At 63.5% G+C, this 13,741-nt stretch carries 11 protein-coding genes; 8 read left to right on the top strand and 3 right to left on the bottom strand.

Features of this window, described 5'->3' with window-relative positions:
* Positions 1-49 precede the first annotated feature (49 nt).
* Positions 50-457, bottom strand: a complete 408-nt coding sequence (locus BCV67_RS03830) for an acyl-CoA thioesterase (RefSeq protein ID WP_062166551.1) — start codon at positions 455-457, stop codon at positions 50-52.
* Positions 454-3,417 carry an excinuclease ABC subunit UvrA gene (gene uvrA, locus BCV67_RS03825; RefSeq protein ID WP_062166550.1) on the bottom strand — a complete coding sequence of 988 codons (2,964 nt, stop codon included), beginning with the start codon at positions 3,415-3,417 and terminating at the stop codon, positions 454-456. The genes BCV67_RS03830 and uvrA overlap by 4 nt, the downstream gene beginning before the upstream one ends.
* Before the next feature lie 299 nt (positions 3,418-3,716).
* Between uvrA and rplU the strand changes: the two genes are divergently transcribed.
* The 3 genes from rplU to obgE all read left to right on the top strand — a co-directional run bounded on the left by rplU (position 3,717) and on the right by obgE (position 5,533).
* Positions 3,717-4,025, top strand: a complete 309-nt coding sequence (gene rplU / locus BCV67_RS03820; RefSeq protein ID WP_057630165.1) for a 50S ribosomal protein L21 — start codon at positions 3,717-3,719, stop codon at positions 4,023-4,025.
* Positions 4,026-4,044: 19 nt separating this feature from the next.
* Positions 4,045-4,305: a 50S ribosomal protein L27 gene (gene rpmA / locus BCV67_RS03815; RefSeq protein ID WP_057630167.1), complete on the top strand. Its 261-nt coding sequence runs from the start codon at positions 4,045-4,047 to the stop codon at positions 4,303-4,305.
* Positions 4,306-4,474: 169 nt separating this feature from the next.
* Positions 4,475-5,533: a GTPase ObgE gene (gene obgE / locus BCV67_RS03810; RefSeq protein ID WP_062166549.1), complete on the top strand. Its 1,059-nt coding sequence runs from the start codon at positions 4,475-4,477 to the stop codon at positions 5,531-5,533.
* 772 nt (positions 5,534-6,305) lie between these two features.
* Here obgE and rpsT read toward each other — a convergent pair.
* Complete coding sequence (gene rpsT, locus BCV67_RS03805) at positions 6,306-6,575, bottom strand: 30S ribosomal protein S20 (protein WP_057629708.1); 270 nt, start codon at positions 6,573-6,575, stop codon at positions 6,306-6,308.
* A 115-nt stretch (positions 6,576-6,690) separates the two neighbouring features.
* Here rpsT and murJ point away from each other — a divergent pair, with 115 nt between their 5' ends.
* The 5 genes from murJ to ispH all read left to right on the top strand — a co-directional run bounded on the left by murJ (position 6,691) and on the right by ispH (position 13,732).
* Positions 6,691-8,292 carry a murein biosynthesis integral membrane protein MurJ gene (gene murJ / locus BCV67_RS03800; RefSeq protein ID WP_062166548.1) on the top strand — a complete coding sequence of 534 codons (1,602 nt, stop codon included), beginning with the start codon at positions 6,691-6,693 and terminating at the stop codon, positions 8,290-8,292.
* A 65-nt stretch (positions 8,293-8,357) separates the two neighbouring features.
* On the top strand, positions 8,358-9,305 hold the full coding sequence (locus tag BCV67_RS03795; protein WP_062166547.1) for a bifunctional riboflavin kinase/FAD synthetase: 948 nt from the start codon (positions 8,358-8,360) through the stop codon (positions 9,303-9,305).
* A complete protein-coding gene (gene ileS, locus BCV67_RS03790) occupies positions 9,302-12,133 on the top strand; it encodes an isoleucine--tRNA ligase (protein WP_062166546.1) in 2,832 nt (943 codons plus the stop codon). Before BCV67_RS03795 ends, ileS begins: the two co-directional genes overlap by 4 nt.
* A gap of 89 nt (positions 12,134-12,222) precedes the next feature.
* On the top strand, positions 12,223-12,729 hold the full coding sequence (gene lspA, locus BCV67_RS03785; protein WP_062166545.1) for a signal peptidase II: 507 nt from the start codon (positions 12,223-12,225) through the stop codon (positions 12,727-12,729).
* Between the two features lie 52 nt (positions 12,730-12,781).
* The gene (ispH, locus tag BCV67_RS03780; protein ID WP_062166544.1) at positions 12,782-13,732 is read left to right on the top strand and encodes a 4-hydroxy-3-methylbut-2-enyl diphosphate reductase; all 951 of its coding nucleotides are present in this window, start codon (positions 12,782-12,784) and stop codon (positions 13,730-13,732) included.
* The last annotated feature ends 9 nt before the right edge of the window (positions 13,733-13,741 follow it).

The following is a 13,741-nucleotide window of genomic DNA, read 5'->3' as shown; positions in this document are numbered from 1 at the left end:
GCACGCGGGAGAAAGGAGTCTTCAGGCTTTTTGTGCAGTTCGTCGCGTCTCAGCTCGAAGCCCCGCGCACAGCCTCCGGCAACGGCGCGCTCTTGCCGGTCTGCGTGTCCATCCACACCACCACCACATTGCCGTCCGAATACAGCTTGCTGTCGTCATTCTGGTCAACGATGCGGTGACCGATGGTCACGCTGCTGTTGCCCAGGCGCTCGACGAACAACTCCACCACGATGTCGTTCGGCCACACGATCGGCAGCCGGTAGTTGATGTTGGTATTGGCCACCACCGGGGCGATGCGGTCGTTCATCGACACGCCTTCCACGCCCAGCATCCAGCGCACGCGCGCTTCCTCCAGGTAGGACACGTACTTGGCGTTGTTGACGTGGCCCATCGAGTCCATGTCGCGCCAGCGCACGCTGATCGGTACGCGGGCCAGTTGCTTATGCTCACTGCTCATTTCGAAGCCTTTTTCTTTGCGGGGGCGGCAGCCTTCTTGGCGGCGGTCTTCTTGACCGGCTTTTCCTTGCGCGGCGGGCGCGCATCGGGCTTGTTGGCAACCGCGGCCGGTTGTTCTGGGCGCGCGCTGGTGGAAGGCAGCATCTTGGCCAGGAACTGGCCGGTGTAAGAGTCCGGGTGTGCCGCCACGTCTTCCGGCGTGCCGGTGACCAGCACGGTGCCGCCGCGATGGCCGCCTTCCGGACCCAGATCGACGATCCAGTCGGCGGTCTTGATCACGTCCAGGTTGTGCTCGATCACCACCACCGTGTTGCCCTCGTCGCGCAGCTTGTGCAGCACGCCGAGCAGGGCTTCGATGTCGTGGAAGTGCAGGCCGGTGGTCGGCTCGTCGAGGATGTACAAGGTGCGGCCGGTATCACGGCGCGACAATTCCTTGGACAGTTTGACGCGCTGCGCCTCACCGCCGGACAACGTGGTCGCGCTCTGGCCCAGCTTGATGTAACTCAAGCCCACGTCCATCAGCGTTTCCAGCTTGCGTGCGATCGACGGCACCGGCTCGAACAGGCGCAGCGCATCTTCCACCGTCATCTGCAGCACGTCGTTGATGTTGTAGCCCTTGTACAGGATCTCCAGCGTCTCGCGGTTGTAGCGCTTGCCGTGGCAGACATCGCAAGGCACATACACGTCCGGCAGGAAGTGCATCTCCACCTTGATCAGGCCATCGCCCTGGCAGGCTTCGCAGCGGCCGCCGCGTACATTGAAGCTGAAACGGCCCGGCGAATAACCGCGTGCACGCGCTTCGGGCACCTGTGCGTACAGCTCGCGCAGCGGCGTGAACAGGCCGGTATAGGTTGCCGGGTTGGAACGCGGGGTGCGGCCAATCGGCGACTGGTCGATGTCCACCACCTTGTCGAACAGGTCCAGCCCCTCCACGCTCTTGTACTTGGCGATGGGGTGAGAGGAGCCGTTGATCTCGTTGGCGGCCAGCGAGAACAAAGTGTCGTTGATCAGCGTCGATTTGCCCGAGCCCGACACGCCGGTCACGCAGGTCAGCAGGCCCGACGGAATGTCCAGGTCCACATTCTTCAGGTTGTTGCCGCTGGCGCCGCGCAGGCGCAGCGTCATCTTCGGATTGGGCTTGTGCCGACGTGCCGGAATCTCGATGCGGCGCTTGCCCGACAGGTACTGGCCGGTCAGCGAACGTGGTGCATCCAGCAGGTCCTGCAGCTGGCCCTGGCCGACGATTTCGCCGCCATGCACGCCAGCGCCCGGGCCGATATCGACCACGTAGTCGGCCAACCGGATTGCGTCTTCATCATGTTCGACCACGATCACCGTATTGCCGAGGTCGCGCAGGCGGGTGAGGGTGCCGAGCAGGCGCTCGTTGTCGCGCTGGTGCAGGCCGATGGACGGCTCGTCGAGCACGTACATCACGCCGACCAGGCCGGCGCCGATCTGCGAGGCCAGACGGATGCGCTGTGCTTCGCCGCCGGACAAGGTGTCGGCCTTGCGTTCCAGGGTGAGGTAATCCAGGCCGACGTCGACCAGGAAGCCGAGCCGCTCGCCGATTTCCTTGACGATCTTGGTGGCGATCTCGCCGCGCCAGCCGGGCAGGCTCAACTCGCTGAAGAAGCGCTTGGCCTCGTCGATCGGCAGCACCGCGATTTCCGGCAGCGGGCGGTCGGCGACGAATACATTGCGCGCTGCCTTGTTCAAGCGTGCGCCCTTGCACTCCGGGCACGGCCGCGAGCTGATGTACTTGGCCAACTCCTCACGCACGGCCGGCGATTCGGTCTCGCGGTAGCGGCGCTCAAGATTGGGAATGATGCCTTCGAAGCGGTGCTTGCGCTGGTTGCGGCCACCGGCTTCGGTGAAATAGGTGAAGGTGATCTGGTCTTCGCCGCTGCCGTACAGCACGGCCTGCTTGACGTTGTCCGGCAGCGATTGCCAGCTGGCATCCACGTCGAACTTGAAGTGCTTGGCCAGCGAGGCGATCAGCTGGAAATAATAGGCGTTGCGGCGGTCCCAACCGCGCACCGCGCCAGCGGCCAGCGACAGCTCCGGGTGCACGACTACGCGGTTCGGGTCGAAGAATTCGGCCACACCCAGGCCGTCGCAGCCCGGGCAGGCGCCGACCGGCGAGTTGAACGAGAACAGGCGCGGTTCCAGTTCCGGCAGCGCGTAGTCGCAGACCGGGCAGCTGTACTTGGAAGAGAACAGCTGCGGTGTGGTATCGGCCGCTTCCAGCGCCATCACCGTGGCCATGCCGTCGCCCAGCTTGAGCGCGGTTTCAAAGCTTTCGGCCAGGCGCTGCTTGATGTCCTCGCGCGGGCGGAAACGGTCGATCACCGCCTCGATGGTGTGCTTCTGGCGCAGGGTCAGCGCCGGCACTTCATCGATTTCGTACAGCTCGCCATCCACGCGGACACGCACGAAACCCTGCGCGCGCAGCTGGTCGAAGACCTGGGCGTGCTCGCCCTTGCGCTCACGGATGACCGGGGCCAGCAGCATGTAGCGCTGCTCCGGATCCAATGTGAGCACCTGGTCGACCATCTGGCTGACGGTCTGCGCTTCCAGCGGATAGCCGTGGTCCGGGCAGCGCGGGCTGCCGACGCGGGCGTAGAGCAGGCGCAGGTAGTCGTAGATCTCGGTGATGGTGCCCACGGTCGAACGCGGATTGTGCGAGGTGGACTTCTGCTCGATGGAGATCGCCGGCGACAGGCCTTCGATGTGATCCAGGTCGGGCTTTTCCATCACGCTCAGGAACTGCCGCGCATACGCCGACAGCGACTCGACATAGCGGCGCTGGCCTTCGGCATAGATGGTGTCGAACGCCAACGAGGACTTGCCCGAGCCGGACAGGCCGGTGATCACGATCAATTTGTCGCGGGGCAGGTCGAGGTCGATGTTCTTGAGGTTGTGCGTCCGCGCACCGCGGATGCGGATGAAATCCATCGCCATGGGAAATCCGATTTGGACCACTGCCGGCTTGGGGGCCGGTAGCAGGGGGTGTGGGGGCGTCGCTGACGGCAGTCAATCAGCCTAGCGACCTTGTCATTTGGGGGCAATTGCCAGTTTTGCCAGTGCTGTTTCCCGCCCATGTGGCCGATCCCGGGCGCGGGCCTGAACTGGCGTTCAGCCCCGGCGTATCAGGGCAGGGGGTGGGTTGACCCGAGCTTGGTCTGGCCGGTAAAATCCCGCTTCTGTCCGCCCTCGACGGCGGGCAAGGCGACCACAATAACTACAGAGGAAGTCTGGTCATGTATGCAGTTCTGGTAACAGGCGGTAAGCAGTACCGCGTCGTTCAGGGTGAAACCCTGCGCGTGGAAAAACTCGAAGTCGAAGCCGGCAGCGAGATCAAGTTTGACACCGTCCTGATGCTCGGCGATGCCGACGGCATCAAGCTGGGTGACGCGCTGAAGGGCGCTTCGGTGACCGCAAAGGTTGTGGCTCATGGCCGCGCCGACAAGGTCCGGATCATCAAGTTCCGTCGCCGCAAGCACCACATGAAGCGTCAGGGTCACCGTCAGTACTACACCGAAATCGAAATCACCGGCATTGCCGGCTAATTGCTAAGGAGCATCCGTCATGGCACATAAAAAGGGCGTAGGTTCCTCGCGCAACGGTCGCGATTCCAACCCGAAATACCTCGGCGTCAAGATCTTCGGTGGCCAGGCCATCGAAGCAGGCAACATCATCGTGCGTCAGCGCGGCACCCAGTTCCACCCGGGTACCGGCGTCGGCCTGGGCCGTGACCACACGCTGTTCGCGCTGGTCAATGGCAAGGTTGAGTTCACGGTGAAGGGCGCCAACAAGCGTCGTACCGTCAGCGTTGTCACGGAAGCTTAATTCCGTACGCGCAAGCCGCCCATACTCCGGTGTGGGCTGCTGACGAGAGCCCCGCTTCGGCGGGGTTTTTCGTTGGAACCCCGACATTCCGGGGTGCAGGGCCGATAATGGGCAGTACCTGCTTTTGCTATTCCCCCAATCCCCATTTCCTAATCCCGGCGTTAAATTCATGAAACTTGTAGACGAAGCGGAGATCGAAGTCATCGCTGGCAACGGCGGCAATGGCTGTATCGGCTTTCGCCGCGAGAAGTTCATTCCGCTCGGTGGTCCGGATGGTGGTGACGGCGGCAACGGCGGCAGTGTCTGGATCCGCGCCGACGAAAACCTGAACACCCTGGTCGACTTCCGCCATGACCGCATCTTCAAGGCGCAGCGTGGCGAGAACGGCATGGGTCGCCAGGCCTACGGCAAGGGCGGCGAAGACCTGATCATCACCGTGCCGGTTGGCACCGTGGTGATGAACGTCGATACCGATGAAGTCATTGGTGACATGACCACGCATGGCGACCGCCTGCTGGTGGCCAAGGGCGGCAAGGGCGGCCTGGGCAACATGCACTTCAAGAGCTCCACCAACCGCGCGCCGCGTCAGGCGCTGCCGGGTGAAGAGGGCGAAGAGCGTCTGCTCAAGCTGGAGCTGAAGCTGCTGGCCGACGTTGGCCTGCTGGGCTTCCCCAACGCGGGCAAGAGCACCTTGATCCGTGCGGTGTCGGCAGCCACGCCGAAGGTCGCTGATTACCCGTTCACCACCTTGTACCCGAACCTGGGTGTGGTGAAGGTCGAGAATTACCGCAGCTTCGTGATCGCCGACATTCCGGGCCTGATCGAGGGTGCCGCCGACGGTGCTGGCCTGGGTGCGCAGTTCCTGCGTCATCTGCAGCGCACCCGCCTGTTGTTGCACCTCGTCGACATCTCGCCGATGGAAGGTGGTGTCGAAGGTATTTCCCCGGTTGAGCAGGTGCGTGCAATCGAGCGCGAGCTGGGCAAGCACGATCCGGAGCTGCTGAAGAAGCCGCGTTGGCTGGTACTGAACAAGGCCGACCTGATGTTCGAGGACGAAGCCAAGCTGGCGGCGGAGCAGATCATCAAGGAGCTGGGCTGGACCGGCCCGTGGTATCTGGTGTCGGCGTTGGGTCGTGAAGGCACCTGGCCGATCATGAAGGACATCATGGCGTTCTTCGATCAGCAGAAGATCCTGGAAGCCGAAGAGCGCGTGACGCGCGGCGAGTAAGGTGTTTTACAGCTGACCAGCTGTTGCAAGAGGAAAACCCGGCCAAGGCCGGGTTTTCTGCTTTTGGGGTTTGGGTTTGGGTTTGGGTTTGGCTGTAGTTGTAGCTGTGGCTTTCGCTTTGGCTTTGGCTTTGGTTTGGGCTTGAAGCCCCTCTCCCGCCTGCGGGAGAGGGGTTGGGGTGAGGGCAAGCTTTTGCTTTGAAAGCCACAGCCCCCTCATCCGCCCTTCGGGCACCTTCTCCCGCAGGCGGGAGAAGGGAGGTGTTTTGCTTCCTCGGCATCGGCCCAAAGGCCAGAGCAGAGCCGAAGCCGAAGCCGAAGCCAAGGCCGAAGCCGAAGCCGAAGCCAAAGCCAAAGCCAGGGCTCAAAGCTCAAGACCGGAAGTCGTAAGTCGGAAGCCGTAAGTCGAAAGCCGGAGCACAAGTTGATGTCCAAGGCTGAGGCTTAAAGTCGCAAAGCCAAAGCCGCGTAGTCAAAGTCCAAGGCTGGGCTTTTGCTGCCCATGGATTGGGTGCGCATCGGGCGCCGCCCAGGGCCTCGTCGCGCGCGCAACCAGGTCGAAATGGGAGTGGCCCTGTTGCGAGGTATTGCTGTCCAGGCCTCGTCGTGTGCGCAACCAGGTTGCGACATTCGGAGCCAGTGGTTCTGCTGCGAGCTATCAGCCTGCAGGCGGAGGAGGGGCTCATATACCCCGATTTCCGCCCAACAAAAAACCCGACGCAAGGCCGGGTTTTTCATGCCGGGAGTCTTGCGACTCCAGGTTGTTGCGCGGATCAGGCAGCCTTGATGGCTTTGATGCGTGCAGTCAAACGGCTCTTGTGACGCGCAGCCTTGTTCTTGTGAATCAGGCCACGGGCGCTGAAACGGTCGAGGATCGGCTGGGCGACGGCAAAGGCTGCCTCGGCGCCAGCGGCGTCGTTGGCATCCAGAGCCTTGATCACCTTCTTGACGGCGGTGCGCAGCATCGAACGCTGAGCCGTGTTGCGCGCGTTGCGCACAACGGTCTGCTTGGCGCGCTTCTTGGCGGACTTGATATTGGCCACAGTGGTGGTTTCCTGAAAATCGATGTGGTGGGAACAGCAAGCATGCAAGTATGATGGCTGTCCGAATGAACGTCAAGTCAAGTTGTCAAGGGGGCCGTGGGTGAGTTCACCGCGCATGTTGCGGGGGCTGCTGTCGTTCAGCAGCATGACGATGATTTCCCGGGTTCTGGGCCTGGTTCGTGATCAGGTTATCACTACCACCTTCGGTAGCAACGCCGTCACCGATGCCTTCTGGGTAGCGTTCCGCGTGCCCAATTTCCTGCGCAGGCTGTTTGCCGAGGGCTCGTTCGCCACGGCCTTCGTGCCGGTCTTCACCGAGGTCAAGGAAACCCGCCCGCATACCGATCTGCGCGAGCTGATGTCGCGGGTTTCGGGCACTCTGGGCGGCGCGCTGCTGGTGGTCACCGCGTTGGCGTTGATCTTTACCCCGCAGCTGGCCTTCCTGTTCAGCAGCGGTGCGACGGATCCGGCCAAGCAGGGCCTGCTGATCGACCTGTTCCGGCTCACCTTCCCGTTTCTGCTGTTCGTCTCGTTGACCGCCCTGGCCGGCGGGGCGCTGAACAGTTTCCAGAAATTCGCGATGCCTGCGCTGACGCCGGTAATCCTGAATCTGTGCATGATCGCCGGCGCGCTGTGGCTGGCGCCACGGCTTGGCGGCACGCCGGAAAAGCAGATCCTGGCGCTGGGTTGGGCGGTGCTGGCAGCCGGTGCGCTGCAGCTATTGTTCCAGCTGCCTGGGCTGAAGGGCATCAATCTGCTGACCTTGCCGCGCTGGGGCTGGAATCACCCCGATGTGCGCAAGGTGCTGACCCTGATGGTGCCGACGCTGTTCGGTTCTTCGGTGGCACAGATCAACCTGCTGCTGGATACGGTGATTGCCGCGCATCTCACCGATGGTTCGCAGTCCTGGTTGTCATTGGCTGACCGCTTCCTGGAGCTGCCACTGGGGGTGTTTGGTGTCGCCTTGGGCACGGTGATCCTGCCGGCGCTGGCCCGGCATCATGTCAAGACCGACGGCGAGGGCTTCTCCAATGCCTTGGACTGGGGTCTGCGCATGACCCTGCTGATCGCGGTGCCGGCGATGCTGGCCCTGCTGTTGCTGGCCGAGCCGCTGATCGCCACGCTGTTCCAGTACAAGAAATTCACTGAATTCGACACCCAGATGACCGCGCTGGCGGTTTACGGACTGAGTTTCGGCCTGCCGGCCTTCGCCTTGCTCAAGGTGGTGCTGCCCGCGTTCTATTCGCGCCAGGACACCAAAACCCCGGTTCGCGCGGGCCTGGTCGCGCTGGTCGCCAACATGGTCTTCAACTTCATCCTGCTGGCCGTGGTGTTCCACTTCATGGTGCCGCCGGAGCTGAAGGCGCAGGGCGTGATGGCGGCGCTGGGCAAGCAGCCGGGCCTGCATCTGGCGCTGGGGATTGCCAGTGCGCTGTCCAGCTACCTGAACCTGATCCTGCTCTGGCACTGGTTGGGCAAGACCGGCGTCTACCAGCGCCGGCCGGGCTGGGGCGGCTATCTGCTGCGGCTGCTGGTGGCCTGCTCGGTGATGGTGGCGGTGCTGCTGGGCCTGCTGCATTGGTTGCCCGCGTTCACCCCGATGGACAAATGGCAGCGCGCCAGCGCCCTGGCCGTGCTGGTCGGCAGTGGCGGCGCGGCCTATCTGCTGGCGATGATTGCGATGGGCTTCCGTCCACGTGACCTGCGCGGGCATTGAGGCGCCCGTTATACTTCAGGGCTACACACGACAGAACCGGCCCGTATGGGCCGGATCCGGATGGAATGAGCAGGCTTTTTAGAGACGTCGAAGGCGGGGTGTTGTTCCCGCAGGGAAGCGTGGTCTGCATTGGTGCCTTCGATGGCCTGCACCTGGGCCATCGGGCGCTGGTGCGCCACGCGGTCGCCCGTGCCCGCGCCCTGGGTGTGCCGGCTGTGGCGCTGGGCTTTGAGCCCTTGCCGCGCGAGTTCTTCGCCAAGGACAACCCGCCGCCGCGACTGATGCTGGCCCGTGACAAGGTTGCCACGCTGCGCGAGCTCGGCGTCGACAGCGTTGGCCTGTTGCGCTTTGACGCCAAGATGGTGGCGATCACCGCTGAGGATTTCGTGCGCGACATGCTGGTACGCCGGCTCGGTGCGCGTGAAGTCTGGATCGGCCCCAAGTTCCATTTCGGCAACCGCCGCGGCGGCGATATCGCCTTGCTGCAGGCCATGGGCGCCGAGCTGGGCTTTGTTGCCGGTGAGATCGAGCCGGTTCACCTGAACGGCGAGCGCATTTCCAGCACCCGTATCCGCGAGCTGATTGTCGCTGGCGAGTTCGCCCATGCCGGCGAGTTGCTGGGCCGCCCGTATTCGATTGGTGGCCGCGTCGTGCGCGGGCGCCAGCTCGGCCGCACCCTGGGCTTCCCCACCGCCAACTTGCGTTTCCCGAAAACACCCGCACTTTCTGGTATCTACGCTACCTGGGTACACGGTGTGTTCGAGCAGCCGTGGCCGTCGGTGTCGAGCTTCGGCACCCGCCCAACGGTTGAGGGCGTGGAGCCGCTGCTGGAGGCGCACCTGTTCGACTTCAGTGGCGATCTGTACGGCCGCCATATCGAAGTGGAATTCGTCGCCAAGCTGCGGGATGAAGAAAAGTTCAACGATCTGCCGGCGCTGACCGAGCAGATGCACCGCGACGCAGAGCAAGCGCGTCGCATCCTTTCCGAACACAGATTGCGAGCTACCGCGTGAGCCAGGATTACAAAGCCACCCTCCATCTGCCCGCAACGGAATTCCCGATGCGCGGCGACCTGCCCAAGCGTGAGCCGGGCATCCTGGCACGTTGGGAAGAGCAGGGCATTTACGCGCAGCTTCGTGAAAACGCGAAAGGCCGCCCGCTGTTCGTACTGCACGATGGCCCGCCGTATGCCAACGGCCAGATCCACCTGGGTCACGCGGTCAACAAGATCCTCAAGGACATCATCGTCAAGTCGCGTTATATCGACGGCTTCGATGCGCCCTACGTGCCGGGCTGGGACTGCCATGGCCTGCCGATCGAAATCGCGGTCGAGAAGAAGTGGGGCAAGGTTGGCGTCAAGCTCGATGCCGAGCAGTTCCGGCAGAAGTGCCGCGAGTACGCCGAAGAGCAGATCAACTTGCAGCGCGCTGATTTCAAGCGCCTGGGTGTGATCGGCGATTGGGAGAACCCGTACAAGACGCTGAGCTTCGACTTCGAGGCCAATGAAATCCGTGCGCTGGCCAAGATCGTCGCCAACGGCCACCTGGTGCGTGGCGCCAAGCCGGTGCATTGGTGCTTCGACTGCGGCTCGGCGCTGGCCGAGGCCGAGATCGAATACCAGGACAAGACCTCGCCGGCCATCGACGTGGCCTATGCCGCGCGTGACTCCAAGGCGCTGGCGGCCAGCTTCGGTGTCGAGCTGCCGGCCGGTGTGGAAGTGGCCGTGCCGATCTGGACCACCACGCCGTGGACGCTGCCGGCTTCGCTGGCGGTGTCGCTGGGTGCGGAAATCGATTACGCACTGGTGGAAGGGCCGGCCCACAACGGCCAGCCGCGTTGGCTGGTACTGGCCTCGGCGCTGGCCGAGCGCGCGCTGGGCCGCTATGGCGTGGCCGAAGTGGTCGTGCACGGCCATGCCAAGGGTTCGGCGCTGGAGAACCAGCTGCTCGCCCACCCGTTCTATGCCAACCGCGACATCCCGCTGCTCAATGGCGAGCACGTCTCCGATACCGACGGTACCGGTGCGGTGCACACCGCGCCGGGCCACGGCCAGGAAGACTTCGCGGTCAGCCAGCAGTACGGGCTGATGGACAAGTACAACGCCGGCCAGATCAATCCGATCGATGGCCGTGGCGTGTACCTGTCGTCGACGCCGCCGGCCGGTACGGTCGAGCTGGCCGGTCAGCACCTGTGGAAAGCACAGCCGCTGATCGTCGAGGTGCTGCGTGAAAGCGGCGCGCTGCTGGCCTTCTTCGAAATCCAGCACAGCTACCCGCATTGCTGGCGGCACAAGACGCCGGTGGTGTTCCGCGCCACCCCGCAGTGGTTCATCTCGATGGACAAGGCCAATCTGCGCAACGACGCGATGGCAGCCATCGACAACGTGGGCTGGTTCCCGAGCTGGGGCAAGGCGCGCATCAACAGCATGGTCGACGGCCGCCCGGACTGGTGCATCAGCCGCCAGCGCACCTGGGGCGTGCCGATCGCATTGTTCACCCATCGCGAAACCGGTGAGCCGCACCCGCGCAGCGTCGAGCTGATGCGGCAGGTGGCCGACCGCGTGGAGCAGGGTGGAATCGACGTCTGGTATTCGCTGGACGCCACCGAGCTGCTCGGCGATGAAGCCGCGCAGTACGAGAAGGTCACCGACATCCTCGATGTCTGGTTCGACTCCGGCGTCACCCACGAAGGCGTGCTGCTCGCACGTGGCTTCGGCAAGCCGGCCGATCTGTACCTGGAAGGTTCGGACCAGCACCGCGGCTGGTTCCAGTCCTCGCTGCTGACCGGTGTGGCCATCGACAAGCATGCGCCGTACAAGCAGTGCCTGACCCACGGCTTCACCGTGGACGAGCACGGCCGCAAGATGTCCAAGTCGCTGGGCAACGGCATCGAGCCGCAGGAAATCATGCGCACCCTGGGCGCGGACATCCTGCGCCTGTGGATTGCCTCGGCCGACTACAGCAACGAGATGTCGCTGTCGCAGGAAATCCTCAAGCGCAACGCCGACGCCTATCGTCGTCTGCGTAATACCGCGCGCTTCCTGCTCGGCAACCTGGACGGTTTCGACCCGGTCCAGCATGTAGTGCCGCTGGCGGACATGGTCGCCCTGGACCGCTGGATCGTGCATCGCGCGTTCGAGCTGCAGGAGAAGATCAAGGCGGCCTACGCCAACTACAACATGGCCGAGATCGTGCAGCTGCTGCTGAACTTCTGCAGCGTCGACCTGGGCTCGTTGTACCTGGACGTGACCAAGGACCGCCTGTACACGATGCAGGAAGATTCGCGCGGCCGTCGTTCGGCGCAGACGGCGATGTTCCATATCGCCGAGGCGTTCGTGCGCTGGGTGGCACCGATCCTGACCTTCACCGCCGAAGAGCTGTGGGGCTACCTGCCGGGCAAGCGTGCCGAGAACGTGCTGTTCACCACCTGGTACGACGGCCTAGCGCCGTTGCCGGCCGACGCACAGCTCAACGCCGCTGATTTCGACCAGCTGTTGGCACTGCGCGAGCAGGTCTCCAAGGTGCTGGAGCCGATGCGTGCCAATGGCGCCATCGGTGCCGCGCTGGAAGCGGAGATCACCGTTGCCGCCAATGAAGAACAGGCCGCGCGTTGGCAGCCGCTGGCCGAGGAACTGCGCTTCCTGTTCATCAGTGGCGACGTCAGCGTGCGCCCGGCAACCACCGACGAGGTGTTTGTCAGCGCGCAGCCAACCGACAAGGCCAAGTGCGTGCGTTGCTGGCATTACCGCGCCGATGTCGGCTCGGTGGCGGCGCATCCGGAGCTGTGCGGGCGCTGTGCCAGCAATATCGATGGCGCCGGTGAAGACCGTCGCTGGTTCTAAGGGCCAGAAACCAGTGAGGAGGAACGAGGAACGAGTTGGGGTAACCATCGTTCCCGTTTCTTCATTGATGAACTTTCAAGGGTGTTTGCATGCAGTCCAAAACAGTTAAACCCAATGCGTTGATCTACCTGCTGGTATCCGTGGCTGTGATCGGCCTGGACCAGTGGAGCAAGGCCTGGGTGCTGTCCAGCCTGCCTGAATTCACCCCGGTGCCGGTGATCGACGGTTTCTGGAACTGGTACCGCACCTACAACACCGGCGCTGCATTCAGCTTCCTCAGCGATGCCGGCGGCTGGCAGCTGTGGTTCTTCACCTTGCTGGCGGTGGCGATCAGTGGCCTGATGGCGTTCTGGCTGTCGCGCACGCCGCGTGCGAACTGGCGCAGTGCGCTGCCGTACGCGCTGGTGATCGGCGGTGCCATCGGCAACGTCATCGATCGCCAGATCCACGGTCATGTCGTCGACTTCATCCAGTGGTATGTCGGTGATCACTACTGGCCTTCGTTCAATATCGCCGATTCGGCGATCGTGCTCGGCGCCATCGGTATCGCCCTGATGGGCCTGCTTGATGGCAAGGCCGAGAAGAAAGCCGGATGATGCCGGCACCTGTTCCCGCATTTGCGACCGTCAGTGGTCGGAGTCGTTGAAGATGGATGTACTGCTCGCCAATCCCCGTGGTTTCTGTGCCGGCGTCGACCGTGCCATCGAGATCGTCAAACGCGCCATCGAAACCCTGGGCGCGCCGATCTATGTGCGCCATGAAGTGGTGCACAACCGCTTCGTGGTTGATGACCTGAAGGCCCGCGGCGCCATCTTCGTCGAAGAACTCGACGAAGTGCCGGACGGCAATACCGTCATCTTCAGCGCACATGGCGTTTCGCAGGCGGTGCGCCTGGAAGCCGACCGCCGTGGCCTGAAAGTGTTCGACGCCACCTGCCCGTTGGTGACCAAGGTGCATCTGGAAGTGGCGCGCCACTGCCGTGCCGGCCGCGATGTGGTGCTGATCGGCCACGAGGGACACCCGGAAGTGGAAGGCACCATGGGCCAGTGGAACCGGGAGAAGGGCAAGGGCCATATCTATCTGGTGGAAAGCGTGGAAGACGTGGCGGCGCTGCAGGTTTCGCAGCCGGAAAACTTCGCCTACACCACCCAGACCACCTTGTCGGTGGACGACACGCGCGCGGTGATCGAAGCGCTGCGCCTGCACTTCCCCAAGATCCAGGGGCCGAAGAACGACGACATCTGCTATGCCACGCAGAACCGCCAGGATGCGGTACGCGACCTGGCCACGCAGTGCGATCTTGTGCTGGTGGTGGGCTCGCCGAACAGCTCCAATTCCAACCGGCTCAGCGAGCTTGCACGCCGTGAAGGCGTGGAGTCATACCTGATCGATGGTGCGCAGGAGATCGACCCGCAATGGGTGGTCGGCAAGAAGCACATCGGCCTGACCGCAGGTGCCTCGGCACCGCAGGTGCTGGTGGATGGGGTAATCGCACGCCTGCGGGAACTCGGTGCCGGCGACGTGCGCGAAACCGGCGGCGAGCCGGAGTCGATGGTGTTCGCGCTGCCCAAGGAGCTGCGCCTGCGGCTTGTCGACTGATCGCCGCCG

It is taken from the genome of Stenotrophomonas nitritireducens (genome assembly GCF_001700965.1).
Classification (GTDB): Bacteria; Pseudomonadota; Gammaproteobacteria; order Xanthomonadales; family Xanthomonadaceae; genus Stenotrophomonas; species Stenotrophomonas nitritireducens_A.
Note: the sequence above shows the minus strand (reverse complement) of the source record. Positions and strands in the feature narration are given on the sequence as shown.

Bases quoted from the DNA above. Each gene is read 5' to 3' on its own strand.
- BCV67_RS03830 (WP_062166551.1), bottom strand. From the start codon at position 457: ATGAGCAGTGAGCATAAGCAACTGGCCCGCGTACCGATCAGCGTGCGC.
- uvrA (WP_062166550.1), bottom strand. From the start codon at position 3,417: ATGGCGATGGATTTCATCCGCATCCGCGGTGCGCGGACGCACAACCTC.
- rplU (WP_057630165.1), top strand. From the start codon at position 3,717: ATGTATGCAGTTCTGGTAACAGGCGGTAAGCAGTACCGCGTCGTTCAG.
- rpmA (WP_057630167.1), top strand. From the start codon at position 4,045: ATGGCACATAAAAAGGGCGTAGGTTCCTCGCGCAACGGTCGCGATTCC.
- obgE (WP_062166549.1), top strand. From the start codon at position 4,475: ATGAAACTTGTAGACGAAGCGGAGATCGAAGTCATCGCTGGCAACGGC.
- murJ (WP_062166548.1), top strand. From the start codon at position 6,691: ATGTTGCGGGGGCTGCTGTCGTTCAGCAGCATGACGATGATTTCCCGG.
- BCV67_RS03795 (WP_062166547.1), top strand. From the start codon at position 8,358: ATGAGCAGGCTTTTTAGAGACGTCGAAGGCGGGGTGTTGTTCCCGCAG.
- lspA (WP_062166545.1), top strand. From the start codon at position 12,223: ATGCAGTCCAAAACAGTTAAACCCAATGCGTTGATCTACCTGCTGGTA.
- ispH (WP_062166544.1), top strand. From the start codon at position 12,782: ATGGATGTACTGCTCGCCAATCCCCGTGGTTTCTGTGCCGGCGTCGAC.